Raw genomic sequence first — 22283 nt, forward strand, 5'->3', positions numbered from 1 at the left:
CCCCCACGGGGCGCGACAGCCATTCGCGGTTGGGCGCCGGGCGGGTCAGGTACGGGGCTCGGGGACGACGGTGACCGTGCCGGGCGGGAAGAGATCCAGGCCGAGAACCTTTTCGGCCTCGAAGACCCCGACCTTGTGGAGCCCGAGGTCGGCGAGCGGGGTGAGGTCGACGGCGGCGGGCGAGGCCGCATCGGGGCGGATCGCCATGGACCGCAGATTCGGAAACACCTCGCCCACGGGGGTCAGGTCGACCGGCTGCGAAGGGCGAGTGAGCGAGAGGGTTCTCACCTGCGGGAGCCGTGGGTTCCCCAAGAGCCGGCACATGTCCTGCTCGACGAGCTGCAGCCGTGACAGCCTGGGCAGGTTCACGAGGTCCTCGCGCTCTTCCTCAGGGAAGGCAGGTGCGTGGAGGGAGAGGAATTCCAGTCTGCCGAAGGCGTCCAGCCCTGTCAGCGACCGTGACGCGTTCCGTTGCCATACGTACAGCTCACGCAGACCGGGCATGGTGGGCAGCGACGACGTATGCGACCGGTGCACGGGAAGGTCGAGGTCCAGTACCTCGAGCTGGGGGAGTGCGGAGATACGGCGCAGGTCGTGAGGCCGGGTGTCCCATACCCTCAGTTCGCCGAGGGGCAGCCCGTCGAGCGGCGACAAGTCGCTGATCTCGGAGCACGTGAACAGCCGGAGCCTGCGCAGCTTCGGCAGCTGCCGGAGAAAGCCCACGTCGGTGATCCGGTGGTTGCTGGACAGTTCGATACGGGTCAACCGACCAGGGTCGACCGCCGACATGATGTCGGCCGGGGAGAAGTCTCCGACGAAGGTGATGTCCGACTTCTGCGGCAGGCTCGGCAGGATCTCCAGGTCGGCGCGGCTCCGGACATGGACGCCGCAGTCGGCGGGCAGGCGGCGAAGGACCTCTTCCGCGAACTCCTCCGTGTCGAACGAGCCCCAGCTCCGGGCCAGCGCCCGGCGGACGCGCCGGCTGGAGCTCGCACAGTACCGTTTGAGCAGGGCCAGCGCCGCGTCCCCGCCCACGGACGTCGCGGTCGTGACGACAGCCACCGCTTCGTGTTCCGGCAGACCTTCCGGGCCCGGCAGCAGGTCGAGGATCACCGGTCCCACCTTGGCAAGCTCCCATGCCTCCGCGTTGGTGCGTGGCGGCAGCAGCGCCGCCCCCCGCTTCTCCACGGCCGCACGGACCTCCGGGTCCAGCTCGGTGGCCTGCTCCAGGCAGGCCACGGCGAGCAGGTGCAGCAACATCTTGGCGTGGCCGCCCGCGCGGTCACCCCGCGCCACGAGCTGGCCCAGCAGGCCCACCCGCTCGTCGGGCCGGGCATGGGCCACGGCCATCCGTACGACGTCCTCCCACTGGTCGTCGTGCGCGTTCTTCACCAGCAGGCCGAGGTCGTGCCCCTCCACGGCCGCCTTCGCGCCCAGGAAGTCCTGGAAGGTGCGGTGGACGAAGTCGACGGTGTCCGCCGTCGGTCGGCGCAGCAGCCCGCTGCGGGAGACCAGGTGGGCGAGGACGCGTGTCGCGTCGCCCTGCTCGGCTACGGTCGGCATGGCCGGGAGGGCTTCCTCGACGACGGCCAGGGCGGTCTTCTCGGCCATCTCCGCCTGGCCGTTGCGGATGAGCCAGTAGGCCAGCCGCTGCAGTAGCTGTACCGCCTCGTGCTGCGTGAGCCTGACGCCTTCCGGTGCCTCGATGCCCCGCTCGTCGTCCCTGCGGAACAGCAGCATGGAGAGCGCCGCCTCGTACAACTCCATCCTGCTGCGCGGGAGGTGTCCCCGGCGATCGCGGTGCAGCGCACACATCAGCGCGCACATGAGGGGGCTGGTGGCCAGTTGGCCCAGCGGCCGCTGGGCCCGTACCGCGTCCTTGAAGCGCCCTTCCAGTTCGGGGCCGGCGCCCGCCGCCCTGTGCCAGCGCTTGGCGAAGACGTGGACGTCCTTGCGGTTCATGGGCCGTACGGTCAGCTCCGCGAAGCCCGCGCCCCGGAGCCACCCCTCGGGCACGGCCGTGGGCCGCGTGGTGACGAAGAAACTCGCGTGGGGGTAGGCCGCGATCAGGTCGCGGAGCCACTCCTCGGTCTGCTCGCGCCGCCGGGCGGGCACCTCGTCGATGCCGTCGATGAGCAGGAGCCCCCGTCCGTTGTGGAGCACGCGGTCCGCCCAGCCCGGGGGCTGCTGCGGGGCGAGCGGGCACCCGGCGCCCTCCAGGAAGCGGGCCGGGTCGGGCAGGGAGCCACCGCGGTCGAGCCTGCGCAGGGGGAGGAGGAAGGGGACGGTCCCGCGCAGGTGGGGGAGGGCATCGGACGGGACCTGCCGGGCGGAGGTGACGGCGAGCCACTGCAGCAGCGTGGTCTTGCCGCTGCCCGCGAGCCCGCGGATCAGGGCCCGTCGCCTCTCCTCGAGGGCCTTCTCGGCCCGCTCCACGACGGCGGAGGCGTCATGCCCCCTGAAGGAGTCGTAGCGATCGCTCGCCAGCTCCAGGCTGAGGTAGGCCGTGTCCAGGGGCCAGCACGCGGCCCCCGCGCCCCGCAGGTCCAGGCCGACGACGGTGAGCCGGCCGTGCCGCTCGACCACGTACGCGCGATAGCGCTCCTCGAACGCCGCGTCCCGTGAGGCGGCCGGTGCCGTCTCCGCTGCCGCTTCGGCGCGCAGCGCCAGCAGCCGGGCCGGGTCGGCGCTCAGGGCCTTGGCGAGGGCCACCACCGTGGCCTGCGTCGGCACCTTCCGTCCGTTGAGGGTCTGGCTCACCGTCGTGTGCCCCAGCCCCGCCCGCCGCTCCAGCGCCGTGTGCGTCAGCCTTCGCTCCGACCGTAACAGGCGGAGGGACGCCGCCAGTTCGGTCAGCGCGTCGGAAGGAGTCCGTGGTGCATCACCCATCCGTTCATCTTCGTGCGCGTGAACGTCGGCGAACGCGGAATCGGGGAAGTTCGGCGCATGAACCCCGACTTGATCGTTCTCGTGCTGCTGTTCGCCGGTGTCCATGAGGCCCTGTCCCGCCGGGACGGGACCGCCGCCGACCGAGCGGCTGTTCTGATCGCGCTCACAAACGTTCTTACGCTCGCCCACATGCTGCTCACCCGATGAGAGCGGCCTCCACCGGCGTCACGGACACGCCCCCGCGCACCGGCAGCCCCCGCCGCGCCTCGTCGTACCGCCGCAGCAGCAGCGAGACCACCTCCGGTGCCGGGCCCAGGACGTCCGCGAGGACGTCGGCCCCCGCCGCGTGGGCGCCGGCGGCGATGCGGTCGGGGAGGCGGCCGGGGGCGAGGACGTACGGTGCGACGGCCACGCGGCGTACGCCCTCGGCGCGCAGGGCGCGTACGGCGTCCTCCGTGCGGGGGGAGGAGGCGGAGGCGAACGCGGGCCGCACGGCGCACCAGCCGGTGTGCCGCCACTCCCGCGCGATTTCTGCGATCACCGCGATCGCCTCCGGGTCGGAAGAGCCCGCCGAGGCCAGGACGACCCCGGTCGAGCCACGGTCGCCGGGGCGCACCCCGGCCTGGCGCAGCCGCCGTTCCAGCGCGGCCGTCAGCAGGGAGGAGGGGCCGAGGACGTCCGCGCGGCGCACGGTCAGCTCGGGCAGTGTGGCCGTGGCCCGGGCGAGGGCGGCGGGGAGGTCGGCCTTGGCGTGGAAGGCGCGTGTCAGCAGCAGGGGGAGCGCGACCACGTCCCGCGCGCCCTGCGCCGCCAGCCGCTCCAGCACCCGGGGCACGCTCGGCGCGCAGAAGTCCAGGAAGCCGGTCTCCACGCGCAGGCCCGGCCGGCGGGCCGCGACCCGCTCGCGCAGCGCGGCGACCGTCGCCGCGTGCCGCGGGTCGCGGCTGCCGTGGGCCACGAGGAGCAGAACCGTCACGACGCGCCCCGGCTCAACGCACCGCCAGCCCGCGCGTGCGCAGCACCCGGCGCTCGAGCGGGCTGAAGACGATCAGGTCGATGGCGATGCCCACGAACAGGATGAGGAGGATGCCGAGCAGCACCCCCGGCATGTCCGAGTCGGTACGGGCGTTCTCCAGGTACTGGCCCAGGCCCAGGCCCAGGTCGGGCGAGGAGGCGATGAGCTCCGCAGCCATCAGCGATCGCCAGGAGAACGCCCAGCCCTGCTTCAGGCCGGCGATGTAGCCCGGCAGCGCGGCCGGCAGCAGCACGTGCCGGGCGCCGCGCGCCCCGGTCGCGCCCATCGTGCGCCCGGCCCGCAGGTACAGCGGCGGCACCTGGTCGATGCCCGACACCAGGCCGTTGGCGATGGACGGCACCGCGCCCAGCAGGATCACGGCGTACATGGCGGCGTCCGTGATGCCCAGCCAGATCACGGCGGCCGGCACCCAGGCCACCGACGGCAGCGACTGCAGCCCCGACAGGATCGGCCCCAGCGCCGCCCGGACCAGGGGCACCCGCGCCACGAGCAGTCCCAGCGGCGTGCCGATGGCCAGCGCGGCCAGGAAGCCCAGCAGGCCGCGCGAGACGCTGGTCCAGACGATGTCGAGCAGCGTGCCGTTCAGCCACAGTTCGCGCAGGCCGCCCCAGACCGCCGACGGATCCGGCAGCTTGTAGTCGTCGGTGACATGGGCCAGCACCAGGATCTTCCAGACGACCAGAACGAGCAGGGCCGCCGTGACGGGCGGCAGCACCTTGTGCAGCAGCACCTGCCGCAGGGGCGTGCGCTTGACCTGGACGGAGTCCAGGGCGTCGAGGCCGGCCTCCAGTCCCGCGAGGTCGCCCTCGGTGCGCCGGCCCCCGGCCGGGGCGGTCTCAGTTCCGGCCATGTCGGCGGATCTCCCCCCGCAGTTCCTCGGTGATCTCCACCGAGAGGTCGGCCACGGCCGCGTCCTCGATGCGGCGCGGCTGCGGAATGTCGACCTCCCACTCGCGTACGACCCGGCCCGGCCGGGACGACAGCAGCACCACGCGCTCGCCGAGCCGCACCGCCTCGCGGACGTTGTGCGTGACGAAGACGACGGACAGCCGCGTCCGCTCCCAGATGCGGGTCAGTTCGTGGTGCAGCACGTCGCGGGTGATGGCGTCGAGCGCCGCGAACGGCTCGTCCATCAGCAGCACCCGGCTGTCCTGGGCCAGTGCCCGGGCCAGCGCGACCCGCTGCCGCATGCCGCCGGACAGCTCGTGCACCCGCTTGCCGTACGAGCCGCCCAGCCGCACCAGCTCCAGCAGCCGCTCGGCCTCCTCCCGCCGGGCGGCCCGTGGTACGCCGCGCAGCCGCAGCGCCAGCTCGATGTTGCGGCCCGCGGTCAGCCACGGGAACAGCGCGTGCTCCTGGAACATCAGCGCCGGGCGCCCGCCGGGCACCTCGATCGTGCCGGCGGACGGCCGGTCCAGGCCGGCCACCAGGTTCAGCAGCGTGGACTTCCCGCAGCCCGAGGCGCCCAGCAGGCACACGAACTCGCCGGGGCGCACGTCGAGCGTGATGTCGTCGAGCACGGGCCGTTCGGCGCCGGGACGGCCGTAGCTCTTGTGGACGTGGTCGATGCGGACCGCGGCCGGTATCCCCTCGTCGAGGACGGCCGTGGCGGACGTGCCGTCGGCCGGGTGGAAGGGTTGGGGGGTGTCAGTGCTCAGTGCCGGTGCCATCCGGCCACCTCCTGTTCGGGGAGCGGGCCTACGGGCCCCGACTGCCGCGTACATCACTGCCTGCCGAGCTTCGCCGCGCCGACCGAGGGCCTGCCCTCGGCCGTGAGCACCTTGTTGAGCGGGCGCAGGTCGTAGATGCCGGACAGGTCCGGCTCCTCCAGCAGCCCCGCCTTGACGGCGTGGTCCGCCTGCGCCTGCAGCGTCGAGGCCAGCGGGTCGTCCGTCGTGGTGAGGGACTGCCACGCCGGGTCGATCACCTCGGCCGGCAGCTCCTTGCCGCCCAGCCGCTTGAGCGCCGCGTTCACCGAGGCCTTGGCGCGGTCCGGGTTCGCCGCGATCCAGGCGTTGGTGCGCACCGATCCGCGCAGCACGGCCTCGACCACGTCGGGGTGCTCCTCGAGGAACTTCTGCGACACGATCACATTGGTGATCACGAACTTCTTGTCCTGCCACAGCGTGCTCTCGTCCAGCAGCACCTTCCCGCCCTCCGAGACCAGCTTGGAGGCCGTCGGCTCGGGCACCCAGGCGCCGTCCACCGAACCGGACTTGAAGGCGTCGGGCGTCACCTTGTTGTCCGTGCGGACGACGGACACGTCGCCCTTGCCGCTCTGCGGATCGACCTTCCAGCCCTGCCCGGCGATCCAGTTCAGGAACGCCACGTCCTGCGTGTTGCCCTTCTGCGGGGTGGCGATCCGCTTGCCCTTGACGTCCTCCAGCGAGCCGATCTTCTTCGGGTCGACGACGAGCTTCACCCCGCCGGACGCCGAGCCCGAGATGATCCTGAGGCTCTTGCCCTTGGACTTCACATAGCCGTTGACGGCCGGCGACGGGCCGATCCAGCCGATGTCGATGGAGCCGGCGTTGAGCGCCTCGATCTCCGACGGTCCCGCGTTGAAGGTGGTCGAGCGGAGCTTGGTGCCGCCCAGCGCCTTCTGCAGGATCCCCTCCTGCTCGCCGACCAGCGGCGTGGCGTGGGTGAGGTTGGGGAAGTAGCCGATGCGTACGGTGTCGGCCGACAGCTTGCGGCCCTGGACGGCGGCGTTCGCGCCGTCGTTCTTCTTCTCCGAGCCGTAGCCGCAGGCGCCCAGGGCGCCGAGCAGCAGGGGGAGGGCGGCGGCGGCCGCGAGGGCGCGGCAGCGGCGTGGCGGGTGAGCGGCGGCAGGCATGAGGGGGGTTCCTCTCCGCGGGCCGGTGCGTACGGCTAGGGCACGCCCGGCGGTTCACTGGGACGTCGGGGACGGGGCAGAGACGGCGATACGGACGTCAGCGCGCACATCGCCCGACGCCTCCCTGGCCGCTGCCGAGGACGCCGCTGCCGACCCGGCCGCCCTCCTTGTCGAAGGTCGCGAAGACGTCCCGCACGATGGTGGCCATGGTCAGAAGTCCCAGCCCTCGTCGTCGGCCGCCGGGCGCACGGCGCCCGCGGCGAAGGCCGTGCCGGCCATTCCCGCCGTCAGCGTCGTCCCGTCGGCCGGGTCGATCAGCAGGAAGGAGCCGGTGCGGCGGGAGTCGGCGTAGGCGTCGAGCGCCAGCGGCTCGGCCGTGCGCAGCACCACCCGCCCGATGTCGTTGGCGGCCAGCTCGCCGGGGAAGGCGTGCTGGGAGAGGTCGTCGAGGGTCAGCCGGGAGGGCAGCTCCTTCACCAGGGCCTTGACGGTGCGGGTGGTGTGCTTGAGCAGGACGCGGTCGCCGACGCGCAGCGGCCGGTCGGCGACGTGGCACACCGTCGCCTCGACGTCCCGGGTGATGGGGGGCGGGCCGGCGGTGGGGGCGATGAGGTCGCCGCGCGAGACGTCCAGGTCGTCGGCCAGCCGCACGGTCACCGACTGGGGCGCCCAGGCGACGTCCACGCTCTCGCCGAGGGCGTCGATGCCGGCGATGGTGCTGGTGCGCCCCGAGGGCAGCACGCTCACCCGGTCGCCGACGCGCAGGACGCCGGAGTCGAGCCGGCCGGCGTAGCCGCGGTAGTCGGGGTGGGCGGCGCTCTGCGGGCGGATGACGTACTGGACCGGGAAGCGGGCGGGCTCGGCGGTCGGGTCGGTGACGACCGGCACGGTCTCGAGGTGCTCGAGGACGGTGAGGCCGCCGTACCAGTCCATGTGCGCGGACGGGGTCACGACGTTGTCGCCGGTGAGCGCGGAGATGGGGATCGCGGTGACCTCGGGGATGCCGAGGGAGGCGGCGTACGCGGCGAACTCCTCGGCGATCGGGGCGAACACGGACTCGGCGTAGCCGGCGAGGTCCATCTTGTTGACGGCCAGGACCACGTGCGGCACGCGCAGCAGGGCGGCGACGGCGGCGTGGCGGCGGGTCTGCTCGACCACGCCGTTGCGGGCGTCGACCAGGACGACGGCGAGTTCGGCGGTGGACGCGCCGGTGACCATGTTGCGCGTGTACTGCACATGGCCGGGGGTGTCGGCCAGGATGAACCGGCGGCGGGGGGTGGCGAAGTAGCGGTAGGCGACGTCGATGGTGATGCCCTGCTCACGCTCCGCCCGCAGCCCGTCGGTGAGCAGCGCCAGGTCCGGGGCGTCGTGGCCGCGGCTGCGCGAGGCGTGCTCGACGGCCTCGAGCTGGTCGGCCAGGACGGCCTTGGAGTCGTGGAGGAGACGGCCGACGAGCGTGGACTTGCCGTCGTCGACGGAGCCGGCGGTCGCGAAGCGCAGCAGCGACGTCGCGCCCTCGGTCAGGGTGCGGTCGGTCATGTCAGAAGTACCCCTCGCGCTTGCGGTCTTCCATCGCGGCCTCGGACAGCCGGTCGTCCGCCCGGCTCGCCCCGCGCTCGGTCAGGCGGGAGGTGGTGATCTCGGTGATGACGTCCTGCGTGGTCAGGGCGGTGGAGTCGACGGCGCCGGTGCAGGACATGTCGCCGACGGTGCGGTAGCGCACCATGCGTGTGGCGACCGGCTCGCCCTCCTTGGGGCCGCCCCAGTCGCCGGGGGTGAGCCACATGCCGTCGCGGGCGAAGACCTCGCGTTCGTGCGCGTAGTAGATCGACGGCAGTTCGATCTTCTCGCGGGCGATGTACTGCCACACGTCGAGCTCGGTCCAGTTCGACAGGGGGAAGACCCGCACATGCTCGCCGGGCGCGTGGCGGCCGTTGTAGAGCTGCCACAGCTCGGGGCGCTGGCGGCGGGGATCCCAGCCGCCGAACTCGTCGCGCAGGGAGAACACCCGCTCCTTGGCCCGCGCCTTCTCCTCGTCGCGGCGCCCGCCGCCGAAGACGGCGTCGAAGCGGTGGCGGGCGATGGCGTCCAGCAGCGGCACGGTCTGCAGCGGGTTGCGGGTGCCGTCGGGGCGCTCCCGCAGCTCGCCGCGGTCGATGAACTCCTGTACGGAGGCCACGTGCAGGCGCAGGCCGTGCGCGGCGACCGTGCGGTCCCGGTAGGCGAGGACCTCGGGGAAGTTGTGCCCGGTGTCCACGTGCAGCAGCGCGAAGGGCACCGGCGCGGGCGCGAAGGCCTTCAGCGCCAGGTGCAGCATGACCACCGAGTCCTTGCCGCCGGAGAACAGGATCACCGGCCGCTCGAACTCGCCCGCCACCTCGCGGATGATGTGCACCGCCTCCGACTCCAGCACGTCCAGGTGCGAGAGGACGTACGGACTGTCCGTCGTCGTCACAGCAACCCCCTCTCGCCCAGCAGCGAGTGGAGCGCGGCCGCCGACTCCTCGACGCCCTGTTCGTGCGCGGCGATCCGCAGGTCCGGGGCGTCCGGCGCCTCGTAGGGGTCGTCGACGCCGGTCAGGCCGGAGATCTCGCCCGCCGCCTGCCGGGCGTACAGGCCCTTCACATCGCGTACGGAGCACACCTCCACCGGCGTCGCCACATGCACCTCCACATAGCCGGTGCCGCGTACCCGGTGGCGCTCGCGCACCGCCTCGCGGGAGTCGGCGTAGGGGGCGATGACCGGTACGAGCACCGTCACGCCGTGCGCGGCCAGCAACTGGGCCACGAATCCGATCCGCTGCACATTGGCGTGCCGGTCCTCGCGCGAGAAGCCCAGCCCCGCCGAGAGGAACTCGCGGATCTCGTCGCCGTCCAGCACCTCCACCCGGCGGCCCTCGCCGCGCAGCCGTTCGGCCAGCGTGCGGGCGATCGTCGTCTTGCCCGCGCTGGGGAGGCCGGTGAGCCACACCGTGGCGCCCACGCTCATGTCGTTCTCCCTGTCATTCGTGCAGCCCGCATTCCGTCTTGCCCCGGCCCGCCCAGCGACCGGCGCGCACATCCTCGCCCTCGCGTACCTTGCGGGTACAGGGAGCACATCCGACGGACGCGTAGCCGTCCATCAGCAGCGGGTTGGTGAGCACGCCGTGCTCGGCGACGTAGGCGTCGACGTCGTCCTGGGTCCAGCGGGCTATCGGCGCGACCTTGACCTTCTCCCTGCGGGCGTCCCAGCCCACCACGGGGGTGCCGGCCCGGGTGGGGGACTCGTCGCGGCGCAGCCCGGTGGCCCACGCGTCGTATCCGGCCAGGCCCCTGGTGAGCGGCTCGACCTTGCGCAGGGCGCAGCACCGGTCCGGGTCGCGGTCGTGCAGCTTCGGCCCGTGCGCGGCGTCCTGCTCGGCGACGCTGTGGCGCGGGGTGATCGTGACGACGCGGACGTCCATCACGGCCTCGACCGCGTCGCGGGTGCCGAGGGTCTCCGGGAAGTGGTAGCCGGTGTCCAGGAAGACCACGTCGACGCCGGGGAAGACGCGTGCGGCGAGGTGCGCGACCACGGCGTCCTCCATGGAGGAGGTCACGCACAAGCGCTCGCCGAAGGTGTCGGCCGCCCAGCGCAGGATCTCGAGCGCGGGGGCGTCCTCCAGCTCGCGGCCCGCCCGCTCGGCGAGCCGCCGGAGCCGGCCGGCCGGCCGGTCCTCGTCATATGCGGTCATGGGGTGTCCCCTCGGCCACGCCCCGGGCGAGGAGCCCGAGGAACGCCAGCCGGAACGCGCGGTTGCACGCGCCGCACTCCCAGGTGCCATGGCCCTGTTCGGAGGGCCGCAGGTCCTCGTCGCCGCAGTAGGGGCAGTAGAAGGGAGCCGCTCGTCCGCTCATGAGAGGTCCTCCTCCGCGGCGCGTCCGACCCAGGCGGCGAACCGTTCGCCGTCCTCGCGCTGTTCGCTGTAACGGGTCAGCACGCGCTCGATGTAGTCGGGCAGCCGGTCCGCGGTGACCTTCAGGCCGCGCACCTTGCGGCCGAACCCCGCCTCGAGGCCGAGCGCGCCGCCCAGGTGGACCTGGAAGCCCTCGACCTGCCGGCCGTCGTCGTCCAGGACCAGCTGGCCCTTGAGACCGATGTCCGCGACCTGGATGCGGGCGCAGGCGTTGGGGCAGCCGTTGACGTTGATGGTGACGGGCTCGTCGAACTCCGGGAGCCTGCGCTCGAGTTCGTCGATGACCCACGAGCCGCGCGCCTTGGTCTCCACGATGGCCAGCTTGCAGAACTCGATGCCCGTGCAGGCCATCGTGCCGCGCCGGAAGGGCGAGGGGGAGACCCGCAGGTCCAGCGCCTCCAGGCCCGCCACCAGGGAGTCGACCCGCTCGCCCGGCACGTCGAGCACGATCATCTTCTGTTCGGCGGTGGTGCGCAGCCGCCCCGAGCCGTGCTCCCCGGCGAGCTCCGCGATCTTCGTCAGGGTGGCGCCGTCGACGCGGCCGACCCGGGGCGCGAAGCCGACGTAGAAGCGGCCGTCCTTCTGCCGGTGGACTCCCACGTGGTCCCGCCACCGCTCCACCGGCTGCTCGGGCGCGGGCCCGTCGAGGAGCGGGCGGCGCAGGTACTCGTCCTCGAGCACCCGCCGGAACCTCTCCGGCCCCCAGTCGGCGACGAGGAACTTCAGCCGGGCGCGGTTGCGCAGCCGGCGGTAGCCGTAGTCGCGGAAGATGCCGATGACTCCACCGTAGACGTCGGCCACGTCCTCCAGCGGCACCCAGGCGCCCAGCCGGACGCCGATTCTGGGGTTGGTGGACAGGCCGCCGCCCACCCACAGGTCGAAGCCCGGCCCGTGCTCGGGGTGGTGGACGCCGACGAACGCGACGTCGTTGATCTCGTGGGCCACGTCCAGCAGCGGCGAGCCGGAGACCGCCGACTTGAACTTGCGGGGGAGGTTGGAGAAGTCCTTGTTGCCGATGAAGCGGCGCTGGATCTCCTCGATGGCGGGCGTTCCGTCGACGATCTCGTCCTCGGCGATGCCGGCGACCGGCGAGCCCAGGATCACGCGAGGGGTGTCGCCGCAGGCCTCGGTGGTCGACAGGCCGACGGCCTCGAGCCGTCGCCAGATCTCCGGGACGTCCTCGATGCGGATCCAGTGGTACTGGATGTTCTGCCGGTCGGTGATGTCGGCGGTGCCGCGGGCGAACTCCTGGGAGACCTCGCCGACGACGCGCAACTGGGCGGTGGTCAGCCGGCCGCCGTCGATGCGCACCCGGAGCATGAAGAACTCGTCGTCCAGCTCCTCCGGTTCGAGCACCGCGGTCTTGCCGCCGTCGATGCCGGGCTTGCGCTGGGTGTAGAGCCCCCACCAGCGCATCCGGCCGCGCAGGTCGCTGGGGTCGATGGAGTGGAAGCCGGCCTTGGAGTAGATCGTCTCAATGCGTGTCCGCACATTGAGACCATCGTCGTCCTTCTTGACCTGTTCGTTGCCGTTCAGCGGCGTGAAATGGCCGACGGCCCACTGGCCCTCGCCGCGGTGACGGCCGGTTTTGCGCCGGGGTGGGGCGGCTGAAGGGGAGTTCGAAGCGATGTCAGCCATGGAGAAATGTCCTTAAGGTCCACATACGTCCGCAATGATGGGCGCAAGGGGAGGAGGAAAGGGCGTCCCGGCCGCGCGACGAAGGGGGCGGCGGGGGAGAGCGGTGGTGCTGTGACTGTCAGCCCGCCGGACAGATGGCGCTGGACATGCGACCGAGGTCGACGTGACGTCGACTCACCAGGGCAACTCCAGCGCGGGACATGACGGAAGCGTGGCACGACGGTCTTCGGCCAGTCCACTGTCGTCCGTATGATGAGAAGAGCCGTCTCGCGATGCGAGACGGCTCTTCGGTGACCTCGGCTGATCCGTGGCTCAGGCGGCCTCGCCGCGCCGCGCGCCGGGCCATGGGCCGGGCGGCGGAGTGTCCGGTTCGTCCTCGGTCTTCGTCTCGAACACCCGGAAGCCGCGCCGCTCGTAGTTGGCGAGCGCGTGCGGACCGTCCTTGCTGCAGGTGTGCAGCCACACCCGCTTCGTCGGCTCCCGCTCCGGCCACCGCTCGGCCAGGTCCCACGCCCGCGCGGTGCCGAACGACAGCAGGTGCCCGCCGATGCGGCGGCCCTGGAAGCGCTCCATCAGCCCGAAGTAGACGATCTCCACCGTCCCCTCCGGCTGCGGGTCCAGCTCGACGTACCCGGCGGGCGTCCCGTGCTCGTACGCCACCCAGGTCTCCACCCCCGGCCGCTCCAGGTGCGCGAGCCACCGCTCGTAGGTCCACGGCAGCCGGTCCGTCCAGGTGTGGTCACCGCCCACGGCCGTGTACAGGAAGCGGCTGAACTCCGGCGAGGGCACCTCCGCCCGCTCGATCCGGACCCCGGACGAGGCGTCCGGAACGGGGACCGGACGCAGGTCGGCCGGCGAGGTCTGTTCCATGGACCAGGTGGTCACGGTCGTCGTCGTGCTCTTGCTCATGCACCGCACCCCATCACACCCCCGTCCTTCCACCCTCCTCCAGGTCCCGCCGCGCGGCCAGCACCGCCGGGGCCGTCGAGGCGGGCAGCAGGTCGGCGGCCCGGTGCGGCGCCAGCAGCCGTACGTCCAGCCCGTCCGCGAAGCGGTACGGGCGGTGGCCGAGCACCCCCGCCAGCGTGCGCCGCATCCGCGACAGCTCCGCCCGGACCGTCACTGTGCGGGTGGCGTCCCCGAAGAGGTCCGAGGCCAGCTCGGCGGCCGTCCGCCCGGCGCGGTGCCGGGCCAGGACGTAGAGCACCTCGGCGTGGCGCGGGCTGAGCTCGTGCGACCACTCGCCCGCGCCCCCGGAGACCGTGACCGTCCAGTCGTGGGGACGGCGCAGGTCCAGCACCAGCCGGCCGGGCGGGGCGTCCTCGCCGTCCCCCTCGTCGACGCGCACCAGCCAGCCGTCCGGCAGCGGTTCTATCGAGCACGGGCCGAGCGACGGCAGCCACACGCGCCCCGGCCGCACCTGCCGGGGCAGGAGTACCCGGCTCACCGGGGCCATCCCCGTCACCGCCGCCGTCCAGCCGTCACGGTCCACCGCCAGCGCCCGGCCGCCGACCCGCGCCAGCATGGGCGCCGCGACCGCGCGCAGCCGGTCGACCGACTCCCAGTGCCGGGCCCGCAGCTCCGCCTCGGACACCTTGGCCACGGCGGTCACCAGGGCGAGCGTGGTGGGGTTGAAGGCGGACGCGGGACCGCTGACGTTCAGCACGCCCAGCAGCCGCCCGTCGCGCGGGTCGTGCAGCGGAGCCGCCGCGCACGTCCACGCGTGGTGGGTGCGGACGAAGTGCTCGGCGGAGTGCACCTGCACCGGGCGGCGCTCCACCAGCGCCAGACCGATCCCGTTCGTCCCCACCACCTCCTCCGTCCAGGAGGCCCCCACCTCGAAACCCAGCCGGTCGGCGCTCCTGCGCACCCCCGGGCTGCCCTCCCGCCACAGCAGCCGGCCCTCGGCGTCGGTGACGACGATCAGGTGGCGCACGGCGTCGGCCGCCTCGAGCAGGCCCTCGCGCAGCTGCGGCAGCAGCACCCCCAGCGGAGAGGTGTGCCGCAGGTGCTCCACCTCGTCCACCGGGATCAGCGGTACGGGCAGGCCCGCGTCCGGGTCCACCCCGTGCCCGCGCGCACGGTGCCACGACTGACCGATCACGGTCCGCGGCCGCGCGGGGGCCCGCGCGCCGGAGAGCGCGGCCTCGCGGACCGCGGGAAGCAGAGCCGTGTCGATTGGTATGCGCTTCACGCTGCAATGGTGCCCAACGAGGGGCCGTACGTGGAGGGTCATCCGCGATATTGCAACGCCATGCAACCGTTGCGAACCACCCCGCCCCGGGCGGAAGGTGACGGTGAGCGGCCGGAGGGTGGTGCCGAGTCGGCGCAGCACCACCCTCCACGGCCCCCGCCGCCCCCCGTCCGCGCCCCCGGCCGCCGGGGGCGAGCGGAACGAGCGACCCGTCCGCGGCGGATACGGTTAGGGCGTGCAGGCAGCAAAAGAACATTCGGGCCGGCAGGTCGGCCGGCTCCATCGGGCAAGGGCCCTGTATCGCAACGTCTCCAAACGCAGGATGGCGTGGCTGCTCCTGAAGGACACGGTCAACTCCTGCATGGAGTACCGCGTCACGGGGCTCGCCGCGGAGGCGGCCTTCTTCACCCTCCTGTCGCTGCCGCCCCTGCTGCTGGGCCTCCTCGGCCTGCTGCGCTACCTGGACGACTGGACGGGCACCGACACCATCGGCGCCATCCAGGAGAACATCCTCGCCGCCTCCTCGACCGTCCTGTCCGACAAGGGCACCAAGGACATCGCCGAGCCGCTGGTCCAGGACGTCATCAAGATCGGGCGTCCCGACGTCATCTCCATCGGCTTCGCCATCGCCCTGTGGTCCGGCTCCCGGGCCGTGAACGTCTTCGTCGACACCATCACGATCATGTACGGGCTCGAGGGCAAGCGCGGCATCGTCCGCACCAGGCTGCTGGCCTTCCTCCTCTACATCGTCGCCCTCGTCGTCGGGGCGGTGGCGCTGCCGCTGATGGTGGCGGGGCCGGAGGCGGTGGTGGACATCGTGCCCTGGAGCGCGGACGCCGTCCGCTTCCTGTACTGGCCCGTCGTCATCGTGCTGTCCATCGCCTTCCTCACCACGCTCTACCACGTGTCCGTCCCGGTCCGCTCGCCGTGGGCGGAGGACATCCCCGGGGCGCTCGTGGCGCTGGCCATGTGGGTGCTCGGCAGCCTGCTGCTGCGCATCTACCTCACGCACACGGTCGAGGGCGTGACGATCTACGGTTCGCTGGCGGCGCCCGTCGCGGTGCTGCTGTGGATCGGCGTCTCCGCCTTCGCGGTGCTCGTCGGCGCCGCGGTCAACGCCGCTCTGGACCGGGTGTGGCCGTCGGTCACCACGGCCGCCGCCCGCGCCGAGGTCGACCGCCTGCGCGAGGCCGCCGCCGCCCGGGCCGCCTACGAACGGGCCGCGATGGCCCTGGTCCACGAGATGGAGGACGACCCCTACGACCCGGAGGACGGCGTGATGGGCCAGGACCGTGAGCCGCCCTCGGAGTTCCCCGAGCGCTGGGCCCAGTTCCTGCCCCCCGAGGATGTGCGCTCCCGGCTGACCAAGCCCGAGCAGCCGCCCCGGCAGGGGCCCCGGCACGCCAAGCACCGGCGCGAATAGCGCCGCGAAAAACCGGTGGTGGCGCCGCGGGGGGAGCGCTTACGATCCCCGGGCAAGAAGGAAGCGCTCCACAGGAGGTGAGTATCGCGATGACTGTCGTTGCGACGGGCCGTGCCCGCACTCGGAAGCAGATTCATCCCACCTCCCTCCTGAAGGACCACCGTCTTGTCCGAGCTCACTTCCGCACGCCCGCTGACCGCCTACGGCTGGGACGCGGGGTTCGCTGACGGCTTCGCCCCGCACGCCGCCCAGGGGTGGGTGCCGGGGCGGATCGTCCGGGTCGACCGCGGCCGCTGCGACGTGGTCGTCGCCGACGGCGACGGCACCCGTCACGTCCTGGCCGACACCGCCTTCGTCACCACCGGCGACCCGCTGGCCATCATGTGCACCGGCGACTGGGCCGCCGTCGACCCGGCCGCCGGGTACGTCCGGGCCCTGCTGCCCCGGCGTACGGCCTTCGTCCGGTCCACCTCCTCCCAGCGGTCCGAGGGTCAGATCCTCGCGGCCAATGTGGACCACGCCGTCATCGCCGTCTCCCTGGCCGTCGAGCTCGACCTCGGCCGGATCGAGCGGTTCCTCACCCTGGCCTGGGAGAGCGGCGCCACCCCGCTCGTCGTGCTCACCAAGGCCGACCTCGTCCCCGACGCCGCCGTGCTCGGCCACCTGCTGGCCGACACCGAGGCGGCGGCGCCCGGGGCCCAGGTGCTGGCCGTCAGCGCGGAGACCGGCGAGGGCGTCGACGTCCTCGCCGCCGTGCTGGCCGGCGGCACGTCGGTGCTCCTCGGCCAGTCCGGGGCCGGCAAGTCCACGCTCGCCAACGCCCTCGTCGGCGAGGAGACGCAGGTCGTGCAGACCACGCGCGACCGGGACGGCAAGGGCCGGCACACCACCACCACGCGCAACATGCTCCCCCTGCCCCACGGGGGCGTGCTGATCGACACCCCGGGGCTGCGCGGGGTGGGCCTGTGGGACGCCGAGGCCGGCGTCGCCCGGACGTTCGCCGAGATCGAGGCCCTCGCGGCGGACTGCCGTTTCCATGACTGCGCGCACGAGAACGAACCGGGCTGCGCGGTGCTGGCCGCGGTCGACGGCGGCGAGCTGCCGCGGCGCCGGCTCGACAGCTACCGCAAGCTGATCCGTGAGAACGAGTGGATCGCCTCGCGCACGGACGCCCGCCTGCGCGCGGAGAAGGTCCGCGTCTGGAAGCAGATGCGGATGGACCTGCGGCGCACGGGCGGGCAGAAGCGGGGCGGCTCCCGCTAGCGTCCGCGGCCTCCGCGGCAGCACCGAGCATGGCCCTCGCCCCCGGGCGAGGGCCATGTCCGATTCCCGCCAGTGACGCCCCTCGCGGTGGCGCAGACTGGAACGCATGACGGACACCGCAAGCCGACTCGACGACTCCCGCTACCAGGCGGTGAGCAGCAGGGACGCCCGCTTCGACGGCGAATTCTTCACCGCCGTGAAGACCACCGGCATCTACTGCCGGCCCAGCTGTCCGGCGGTGACCCCCAAGCGCCGGAACGTGCACTTCTACCCCTCGGCCGCCGCCGCCCAGCGGGCCGGGTTCCGGGCCTGCCGGCGCTGCCGTCCCGACACGGCCCCCGGCTCCGCCGAGTGGAACGTCCGCGCCGACCTGGTCGGCCGCGCGGTGCGGCTGATCGGCGACGGCGTCGTCGACCGCGAGGGCGTCGCCGGCCTCGCCGCCCGGCTCGGCTACAGCTCCCGCCAGGTCAACCGCCAGCTCACCGAGGAGCTGGGCGCCGGACCCGTGGCCCTGGCCCGGGCCCAGCGCGCCCACACCGCACGGGTCCTGCTGCAGACCACCGTGATGCCGGTCACGGAGATCGCCTTCGCGGCGGGATTCGCGAGCGTGCGGCAGTTCAACGACACGATCCGGGCCGTCTACGCCCGTACCCCCAGCGAACTGCGCGGCCGCTCCGGCGCCCCCGCCGGCCACGCGAGGGCAGGCGTTCCGCTGCGGCTGGCCCACCGGGGCCCGTACGCCGCCCGCCAGGTCTTCGACTTCCTGGAGCGGCGGGCCATCGCCGGCATCGAGGAGACGACCGGCACCCCGGGCGCCCGCCTCTACCGCCGCACCCTGCGGCTGCCCTACGGCACGGGCGTGGCCGAGGTCCGGGAGCCCGCCGCGGCGGGCCACGGCGACTGGCTCGACTGCCGGCTGCACCTGACCGACCCCCGCGACCTGTCGACCGCCGTCCAGCGCGTCCGTCGGCTCTTCGACCTGGACGCCGACCCCTACGCCGTCGCCGAGCGGCTGGGCGCCGACCCCCACCTGCGGGCGCCGGTGGCCGCCCGGCCCGGGCTACGCTCGCCGGGCGCGGCCGACGCGGAGGAGCAGGCGGTGCGGGCCGTGCTGGGCCAGCAGGTCTCCCTGTCGGCGGCGGCGAAGCTCGGCGCCACGCTCGTGGCCGCGTACGGCAAGCCGCTGGCCGCCCCCGACGGCACGCTCACCCATGTCTTCCCCGAACCCGCGACGCTGGCCGACGCCGCCCTGGACGAGCTGGGCATGCCCGACGCCCGCAGGCGCACCTTGCGTACCCTCGGCAGGGCCCTGGCGGACGGCACGGTCCGCCTCGACGCGGGCGCCGACCGGGAGGCCGCCGAGCGGGCCCTGCTGGGCCTCCCCGGCATCGGGCCGTGGACGGCCGGCTACATCCGGATGCGGGCGCTGGGCGACCCGGACGTGTTCCTGCAGGGCGACGCGGGCGTGCGCCACGGGCTCGCCGCGCTGGGCGCAGGCCCCGCCGACGCCGAGGCCTGGCGGCCCTGGCGCTCCTACGCCGTGCACCACCTGTGGACCGCCGCCACCGACCGAACCGCAGCGAAGGACGACTGACCATGCTGTACACCGAGATCGACAGCCCGCTGGGCCCGCTGCTGCTCACCGGCCGGCCCTCCGCCACCGCCCCGGGCGGCACGGCGATCGCGTCCCTGTCCGTGGCGGGACAGAAGAACGCCCCGGCCCTCGGGCCCGCCTGGCACCGCGAGCCCGCCGCCTTCGCCGAGGCCGCGCGGCAGCTGGAGGCCTACTTCGCCGGGCGGCGCAAGGACTTCGCCCTCGAATTCGACGTCCAGGGCACCGCGTTCCGCCGCACGGTGTGGGACGCGCTCGACTCCGTGCCGTACGGCGCCACCACGAGCTACGGGCAGCTGGCCGCCCGCATCGGCGCCTCGCGCGTCGCCGTCCGCGCGGTGGGCGGGGCGATCGGCGCCAACCCGCTGCTGGTGCTGCGGCCCTGCCACCGGGTGATCGGCGCGGACGGCTCGCTCACCGGCTACGCGGGCGGCCTGGAGCGCAAGCGGCTGCTGCTGGACCTCGAGGGGGCGGCCGTCTGAGCCGCGGCGCGGTGCGGGACGCCGGGCGCCCCGCACCGTCCGCCCTCAGCGCCGCTCGGTCCAGCCGTGCTCGGCCGCGTGCCGGCCCAGCTGCAGCCGGGTGGTCACCCCGGCCAGCTCCATCAGCCCCTTGACCCTGCGCTGCACGGTCCGCAGGCCCAGCCCCAGCTGCTTGGCCACGCTGGCGTCCGTCAGGCCCTCCAGCAGCAGCCACAGGATCCGCAGGTCGGCGGCGTCGGGGCCGGCCGGGGCACGGGTCGTGCCGGGGGCGGCGGGCAGCGGCGGCCGGCCCTCGTGCCAGACGTCCTCGAACAGGTCGACCAGCGCGTCCAGCAGCGGGCCGGAGCGGACGAGGAGCGCGGCGGATTCGGCGGTGCCGGAGGCCAGCGGCAGCAGAGCCGTGCCCCGGTCGGCGATGACCAGCTCGGCCGGTATCCGGTCGACCACCCGCAACCCGCCCGAGTGCGCGCCGAGCTCCGCCGTGGCGTGTTCGACGACCGTGCGATGCGGGACCGCGCCCGCGTCGTCCGGGACGCCGGTCCATGGTCTCTCCGTCAACCCCCATGGCCTGCCCGTCAACATGGCGCACACTTCTTCCGCCGCGCCGCGCCGCAGCCGCGCCAGCCGGCGGGCCACCGCCTCGCCTCCCGTCACCACCTCCACCGCACCCCGCTCCGACGGCCATTCCCCCTGCGCCGTCTGCCGGATGGCGTTCAGACCCATGGCACCGAGCACGCCTCATCCCTCCCCATTCCCTCAGCCGTGTTCGCGGCTTCGGACATCATCCCTGGGGTGGTGTTCGCCGTGCACTCTTCCCGTATGCCCCGCAGTGTGGACAATAAGGGCATGAGTCAGCAGGGGGACCATTACGCCGAACAAGAGGACGCCTGGTGGCGCGAGTTGTACGGCAGGAGTGAGCCCGACACGGCAGGCGCCGCGGCCACGGGCGACAGCCTCGACGAGAGATTCTCCTCCGCCTCGGCGGTGGTGGGGCCGGAAGCGTCCCGTCCGAGGGCCGAACCGAGGCGGCCGAGGATGACCGAGCCACCCGGCGGGCCCGTTCTGGGGCCGTCCGTGTCCCCGGCAGGGCTCTCGCCCGCCCTCTCGCGCGGCGTGCCCCGGCAGGCGAAGCGCTGGCCGGCCACCCCCAACGGCACCCTGCCCGTCCCGGCCCACCAGCCGCCCGGCTTCGACGGCCCGCCCGAACTCCGCCCGCCCGCGGGCCCCGTGCCCCCGCCCGAGGGGCCGCCGCCCCCGATCCCCGGACCCGGGTCTCGCCGCCGCCCGTGCCGCCCCTGCCCGTGCCCCGCGACGCGCGCGAGCCCGCCGACGCGCCCGGGCCGGCCCCGGCGGCGGGCGGCGACGGCGGCCCGGACGACGCGGGGATCATGGACATCGCCGAGGTCACGGGCGTCGCCGAGACCACGGGCGGCTCCGGGGTGACGACCGCCGAGGCGACGGCCGCCAAGGTGACGGACCGCGCCGGAACGCCGGGCGTCCCCGACGTCACGAGCCCCCGGTCCGTCGTCGGCACGGCCGGCACGGCCGGCATGGCCGACATGGCCCTCGGCTCCGGGCTTCCCGGGCTCGCCGACCCCTCGGAGGCCGCCCGCGCATCCGGCACCGCCGAGGTCTCCGAGCCGCCGCCCCGGCCGACCGCCGGCCCGCGCGCCGCGAGGGGCGCGCGGCTGGGCCGCCGACTTCGTGGGCCGCCGCCCGCCCACCTACGAGCCCGAGCCCACCGCCTGGCCCCGGCCGACCCCGGCGGGCTGGAGGACCTCGTGCCCGACACCGTGCTGGACGGCGCCCGTTACGGCGCGATGACCCTCCGGGCCACCTCGCTGCGCGGCGACTCGGCGCGCTTCCGCGGCGAGCCCCGCCGGGACGCCCTGCTCACCGCGCGGTTCGGGACCGGCGAGGACGCCCTGCTGCTCGTCGCCATGGCCAGCGGCGCCCGCGCCGCCGAGGGCGCCCACCGCGCGGCACGCGAGATCTGCGAGTGGATCGGCGGCGCCGTGGGCCGCAGCCACGCCCGGCTCGCCGAGGACATCCACGCCGGCCGCCGGGACGAGCTGAAGTCGGGACTGCACCGGCTCACCGACCGCACCTACGGCCGCCTGCGCGTCCGCGCGACCGCACTGGGCCTGAGCCCCTCGGAGTACACCGCGGGGCTGCGCTGCCTGCTGCTGCCCGCCGACGTCCGCTGCCGCACGCGCGTCTTCTTCGGCGTCGGCGGGGGCGGGCTCTTCCGGCTGCGCGACGGGGCCTGGCAGGACCTGGACCCCGAGCCGCGCGCGCCGGAGGCCGCCGGCGAGCTCGCACCGGGCCGCGCGGACGCCGTGGGCGGGTACGACCCCACCGACCGGATCACCGTGGACCTCGGCATCCCCACGCCCGGGACCACGCCGGTCATCGACCCCGACGAGGTGCCGAGCGAGCCCTTCCGCTTCCGTGCCTCGATCGCCCGCCCCGGCGACGCCCTGCTGCTGTGCACGGCGGGCCTGGCCGACCCCCTGCGGGGCGAGCCGGAACTGAGCGTACGGCTGGCCGAGCGATGGGCCCGGGAGGAGCCGCCGGGGCTGGCGGAGTTCCTCGCGGACGCCCAACTGCGCGTCAAGGGATACGCCGACGACCGTTCCGCGTGCGCGGTCTGGGAGGTTTAGCGCGCCCACGCCCCGGCGATATCGCCGATCCCCGGCGCCGCGCCCCCTGGCAGTTTTCCGCGCGGCGCACAAGAAGTGCCCGCATCTCGCTCGTATCACCATGTTGATGCGTCAACAGGCGTCGTTCCGCCAGGCGTGGGGCATGCATTTGCCGTGAGCGTGTTCGATGCCGGGGCGCCGGGGAGGGGTCGGGGCGGCGAGGGATGAAGCGGCGGACTGCACACTGGGCGGGCGGAGCGGCGTGAGGACGGGACGGGTCGGCCGACGGCACGGTCCGGGAGGAGGCGGGGAGAGCGATCCCCGGCGGCGGGGC

At 73.9% G+C, this 22283-nt stretch carries 21 protein-coding genes; 6 read left to right on the forward strand and 15 right to left on the reverse strand.

Annotated elements, in window-relative coordinates:
* Positions 1 to 45: 45 nt before the first annotated feature.
* Complete coding sequence (locus J1792_RS23485) at positions 46 to 2889, reverse strand: NACHT domain-containing protein (protein WP_207248107.1); 2844 nt, start codon at positions 2887 to 2889, stop codon at positions 46 to 48.
* Positions 2890 to 2907: 18 nt separating this feature from the next.
* On the opposite strand from J1792_RS23485, the gene J1792_RS23490 reads away from it, so the two are divergent.
* Positions 2908 to 3096 (forward strand): hypothetical protein, encoded by a 189-nt coding sequence (locus tag J1792_RS23490; protein WP_207248108.1) that lies wholly within the window; start codon positions 2908 to 2910, stop codon positions 3094 to 3096.
* Here J1792_RS23490 and J1792_RS23495 read toward each other — a convergent pair.
* From J1792_RS23495 to J1792_RS23550, 13 genes are all read right to left on the reverse strand, one after another.
* On the reverse strand, positions 3086 to 3865 hold the full coding sequence (locus tag J1792_RS23495) for a sirohydrochlorin chelatase (protein WP_207248109.1): 780 nt from the start codon (positions 3863 to 3865) through the stop codon (positions 3086 to 3088). The two genes, J1792_RS23490 and J1792_RS23495, sit on opposite strands and share 11 nt — an antisense overlap.
* Before the next feature lie 13 nt (positions 3866 to 3878).
* Positions 3879 to 4775, reverse strand: a complete 897-nt coding sequence (locus J1792_RS23500) for an ABC transporter permease (protein ID WP_086570189.1) — start codon at positions 4773 to 4775, stop codon at positions 3879 to 3881.
* Entirely contained in the window at positions 4762 to 5595 is an 834-nt protein-coding gene (locus tag J1792_RS23505; protein WP_086570188.1) for an ABC transporter ATP-binding protein, read from the reverse strand. The genes J1792_RS23500 and J1792_RS23505 overlap by 14 nt, the downstream gene beginning before the upstream one ends.
* Positions 5596 to 5648: 53 nt before the next feature.
* Positions 5649 to 6761: an aliphatic sulfonate ABC transporter substrate-binding protein gene (locus J1792_RS23510; RefSeq protein WP_207248110.1), complete on the reverse strand. Its 1113-nt coding sequence runs from the start codon at positions 6759 to 6761 to the stop codon at positions 5649 to 5651.
* A 210-nt stretch (positions 6762 to 6971) separates the two neighbouring features.
* Positions 6972 to 8300 carry a sulfate adenylyltransferase subunit 1 gene (locus tag J1792_RS23515; RefSeq protein WP_207248111.1) on the reverse strand — a complete coding sequence of 443 codons (1329 nt, stop codon included), beginning with the start codon at positions 8298 to 8300 and terminating at the stop codon, positions 6972 to 6974.
* A 1-nt stretch (position 8301) separates the two neighbouring features.
* Positions 8302 to 9216, reverse strand: coding sequence for a sulfate adenylyltransferase subunit CysD (cysD, locus tag J1792_RS23520; protein ID WP_086570182.1), 915 nt, complete (start codon positions 9214 to 9216; stop codon positions 8302 to 8304).
* Complete coding sequence (gene cysC, locus J1792_RS23525; RefSeq protein ID WP_242646356.1) at positions 9213 to 9749, reverse strand: adenylyl-sulfate kinase; 537 nt, start codon at positions 9747 to 9749, stop codon at positions 9213 to 9215. The genes cysD and cysC overlap by 4 nt, the downstream gene beginning before the upstream one ends.
* Before the next feature lie 13 nt (positions 9750 to 9762).
* The gene (locus tag J1792_RS23530) at positions 9763 to 10473 is read right to left on the reverse strand and encodes a phosphoadenylyl-sulfate reductase (RefSeq protein ID WP_086570178.1); all 711 of its coding nucleotides are present in this window, start codon (positions 10471 to 10473) and stop codon (positions 9763 to 9765) included.
* A complete protein-coding gene (locus J1792_RS23535) occupies positions 10460 to 10636 on the reverse strand; it encodes a hypothetical protein (RefSeq protein ID WP_086570176.1) in 177 nt (58 codons plus the stop codon). Before J1792_RS23535 ends, J1792_RS23530 begins: the two co-directional genes overlap by 14 nt.
* The gene (locus J1792_RS23540; RefSeq protein ID WP_207248112.1) at positions 10633 to 12333 is read right to left on the reverse strand and encodes a nitrite/sulfite reductase; all 1701 of its coding nucleotides are present in this window, start codon (positions 12331 to 12333) and stop codon (positions 10633 to 10635) included. The genes J1792_RS23535 and J1792_RS23540 overlap by 4 nt, the downstream gene beginning before the upstream one ends.
* A 118-nt stretch (positions 12334 to 12451) precedes the next feature.
* A complete protein-coding gene (locus J1792_RS35890; RefSeq protein ID WP_372446158.1) occupies positions 12452 to 12679 on the reverse strand; it encodes a putative leader peptide in 228 nt (75 codons plus the stop codon).
* Entirely contained in the window at positions 12646 to 13242 is a 597-nt protein-coding gene (locus J1792_RS23545; protein WP_086570172.1) for a GNAT family N-acetyltransferase, read from the reverse strand. Before J1792_RS23545 ends, J1792_RS35890 begins: the two co-directional genes overlap by 34 nt.
* Before the next feature lie 13 nt (positions 13243 to 13255).
* On the reverse strand, positions 13256 to 14569 hold the full coding sequence (locus J1792_RS23550) for a GAF domain-containing protein (RefSeq protein ID WP_086570170.1): 1314 nt from the start codon (positions 14567 to 14569) through the stop codon (positions 13256 to 13258).
* 193 nt (positions 14570 to 14762) lie between these two features.
* Here J1792_RS23550 and J1792_RS23555 point away from each other — a divergent pair, with 193 nt between their 5' ends.
* From J1792_RS23555 to J1792_RS23570, 4 genes are all read left to right on the forward strand, one after another.
* The gene (locus J1792_RS23555; protein ID WP_086574281.1) at positions 14763 to 15950 is read left to right on the forward strand and encodes a YihY/virulence factor BrkB family protein; all 1188 of its coding nucleotides are present in this window, start codon (positions 14763 to 14765) and stop codon (positions 15948 to 15950) included.
* A gap of 165 nt (positions 15951 to 16115) precedes the next feature.
* Entirely contained in the window at positions 16116 to 17213 is a 1098-nt protein-coding gene (rsgA, locus tag J1792_RS23560; protein ID WP_086574279.1) for a ribosome small subunit-dependent GTPase A, read from the forward strand.
* 106 nt (positions 17214 to 17319) lie between these two features.
* On the forward strand, positions 17320 to 18807 hold the full coding sequence (locus tag J1792_RS23565) for a DNA-3-methyladenine glycosylase 2 family protein (RefSeq protein WP_086574278.1): 1488 nt from the start codon (positions 17320 to 17322) through the stop codon (positions 18805 to 18807).
* A 2-nt stretch (positions 18808 to 18809) separates the two neighbouring features.
* On the forward strand, positions 18810 to 19307 hold the full coding sequence (locus J1792_RS23570; protein ID WP_086574276.1) for a methylated-DNA--[protein]-cysteine S-methyltransferase: 498 nt from the start codon (positions 18810 to 18812) through the stop codon (positions 19305 to 19307).
* Between the two features lie 45 nt (positions 19308 to 19352).
* Here J1792_RS23570 and J1792_RS23575 read toward each other — a convergent pair whose 3' ends face one another.
* Positions 19353 to 20042, reverse strand: coding sequence for a helix-turn-helix transcriptional regulator (locus J1792_RS23575; RefSeq protein WP_207248113.1), 690 nt, complete (start codon positions 20040 to 20042; stop codon positions 19353 to 19355).
* A gap of 551 nt (positions 20043 to 20593) precedes the next feature.
* Here J1792_RS23575 and J1792_RS35445 point away from each other — a divergent pair.
* A complete protein-coding gene (locus J1792_RS35445) occupies positions 20594 to 21970 on the forward strand; it encodes a protein phosphatase 2C domain-containing protein (protein ID WP_372446159.1) in 1377 nt (458 codons plus the stop codon).
* Positions 21971 to 22283 lie beyond the last annotated feature (313 nt).

The organism is Streptomyces triculaminicus, assembly GCF_017349075.1.
In the GTDB taxonomy this organism is placed as follows: Bacteria; Actinomycetota; Actinomycetes; order Streptomycetales; family Streptomycetaceae; genus Streptomyces; species Streptomyces triculaminicus.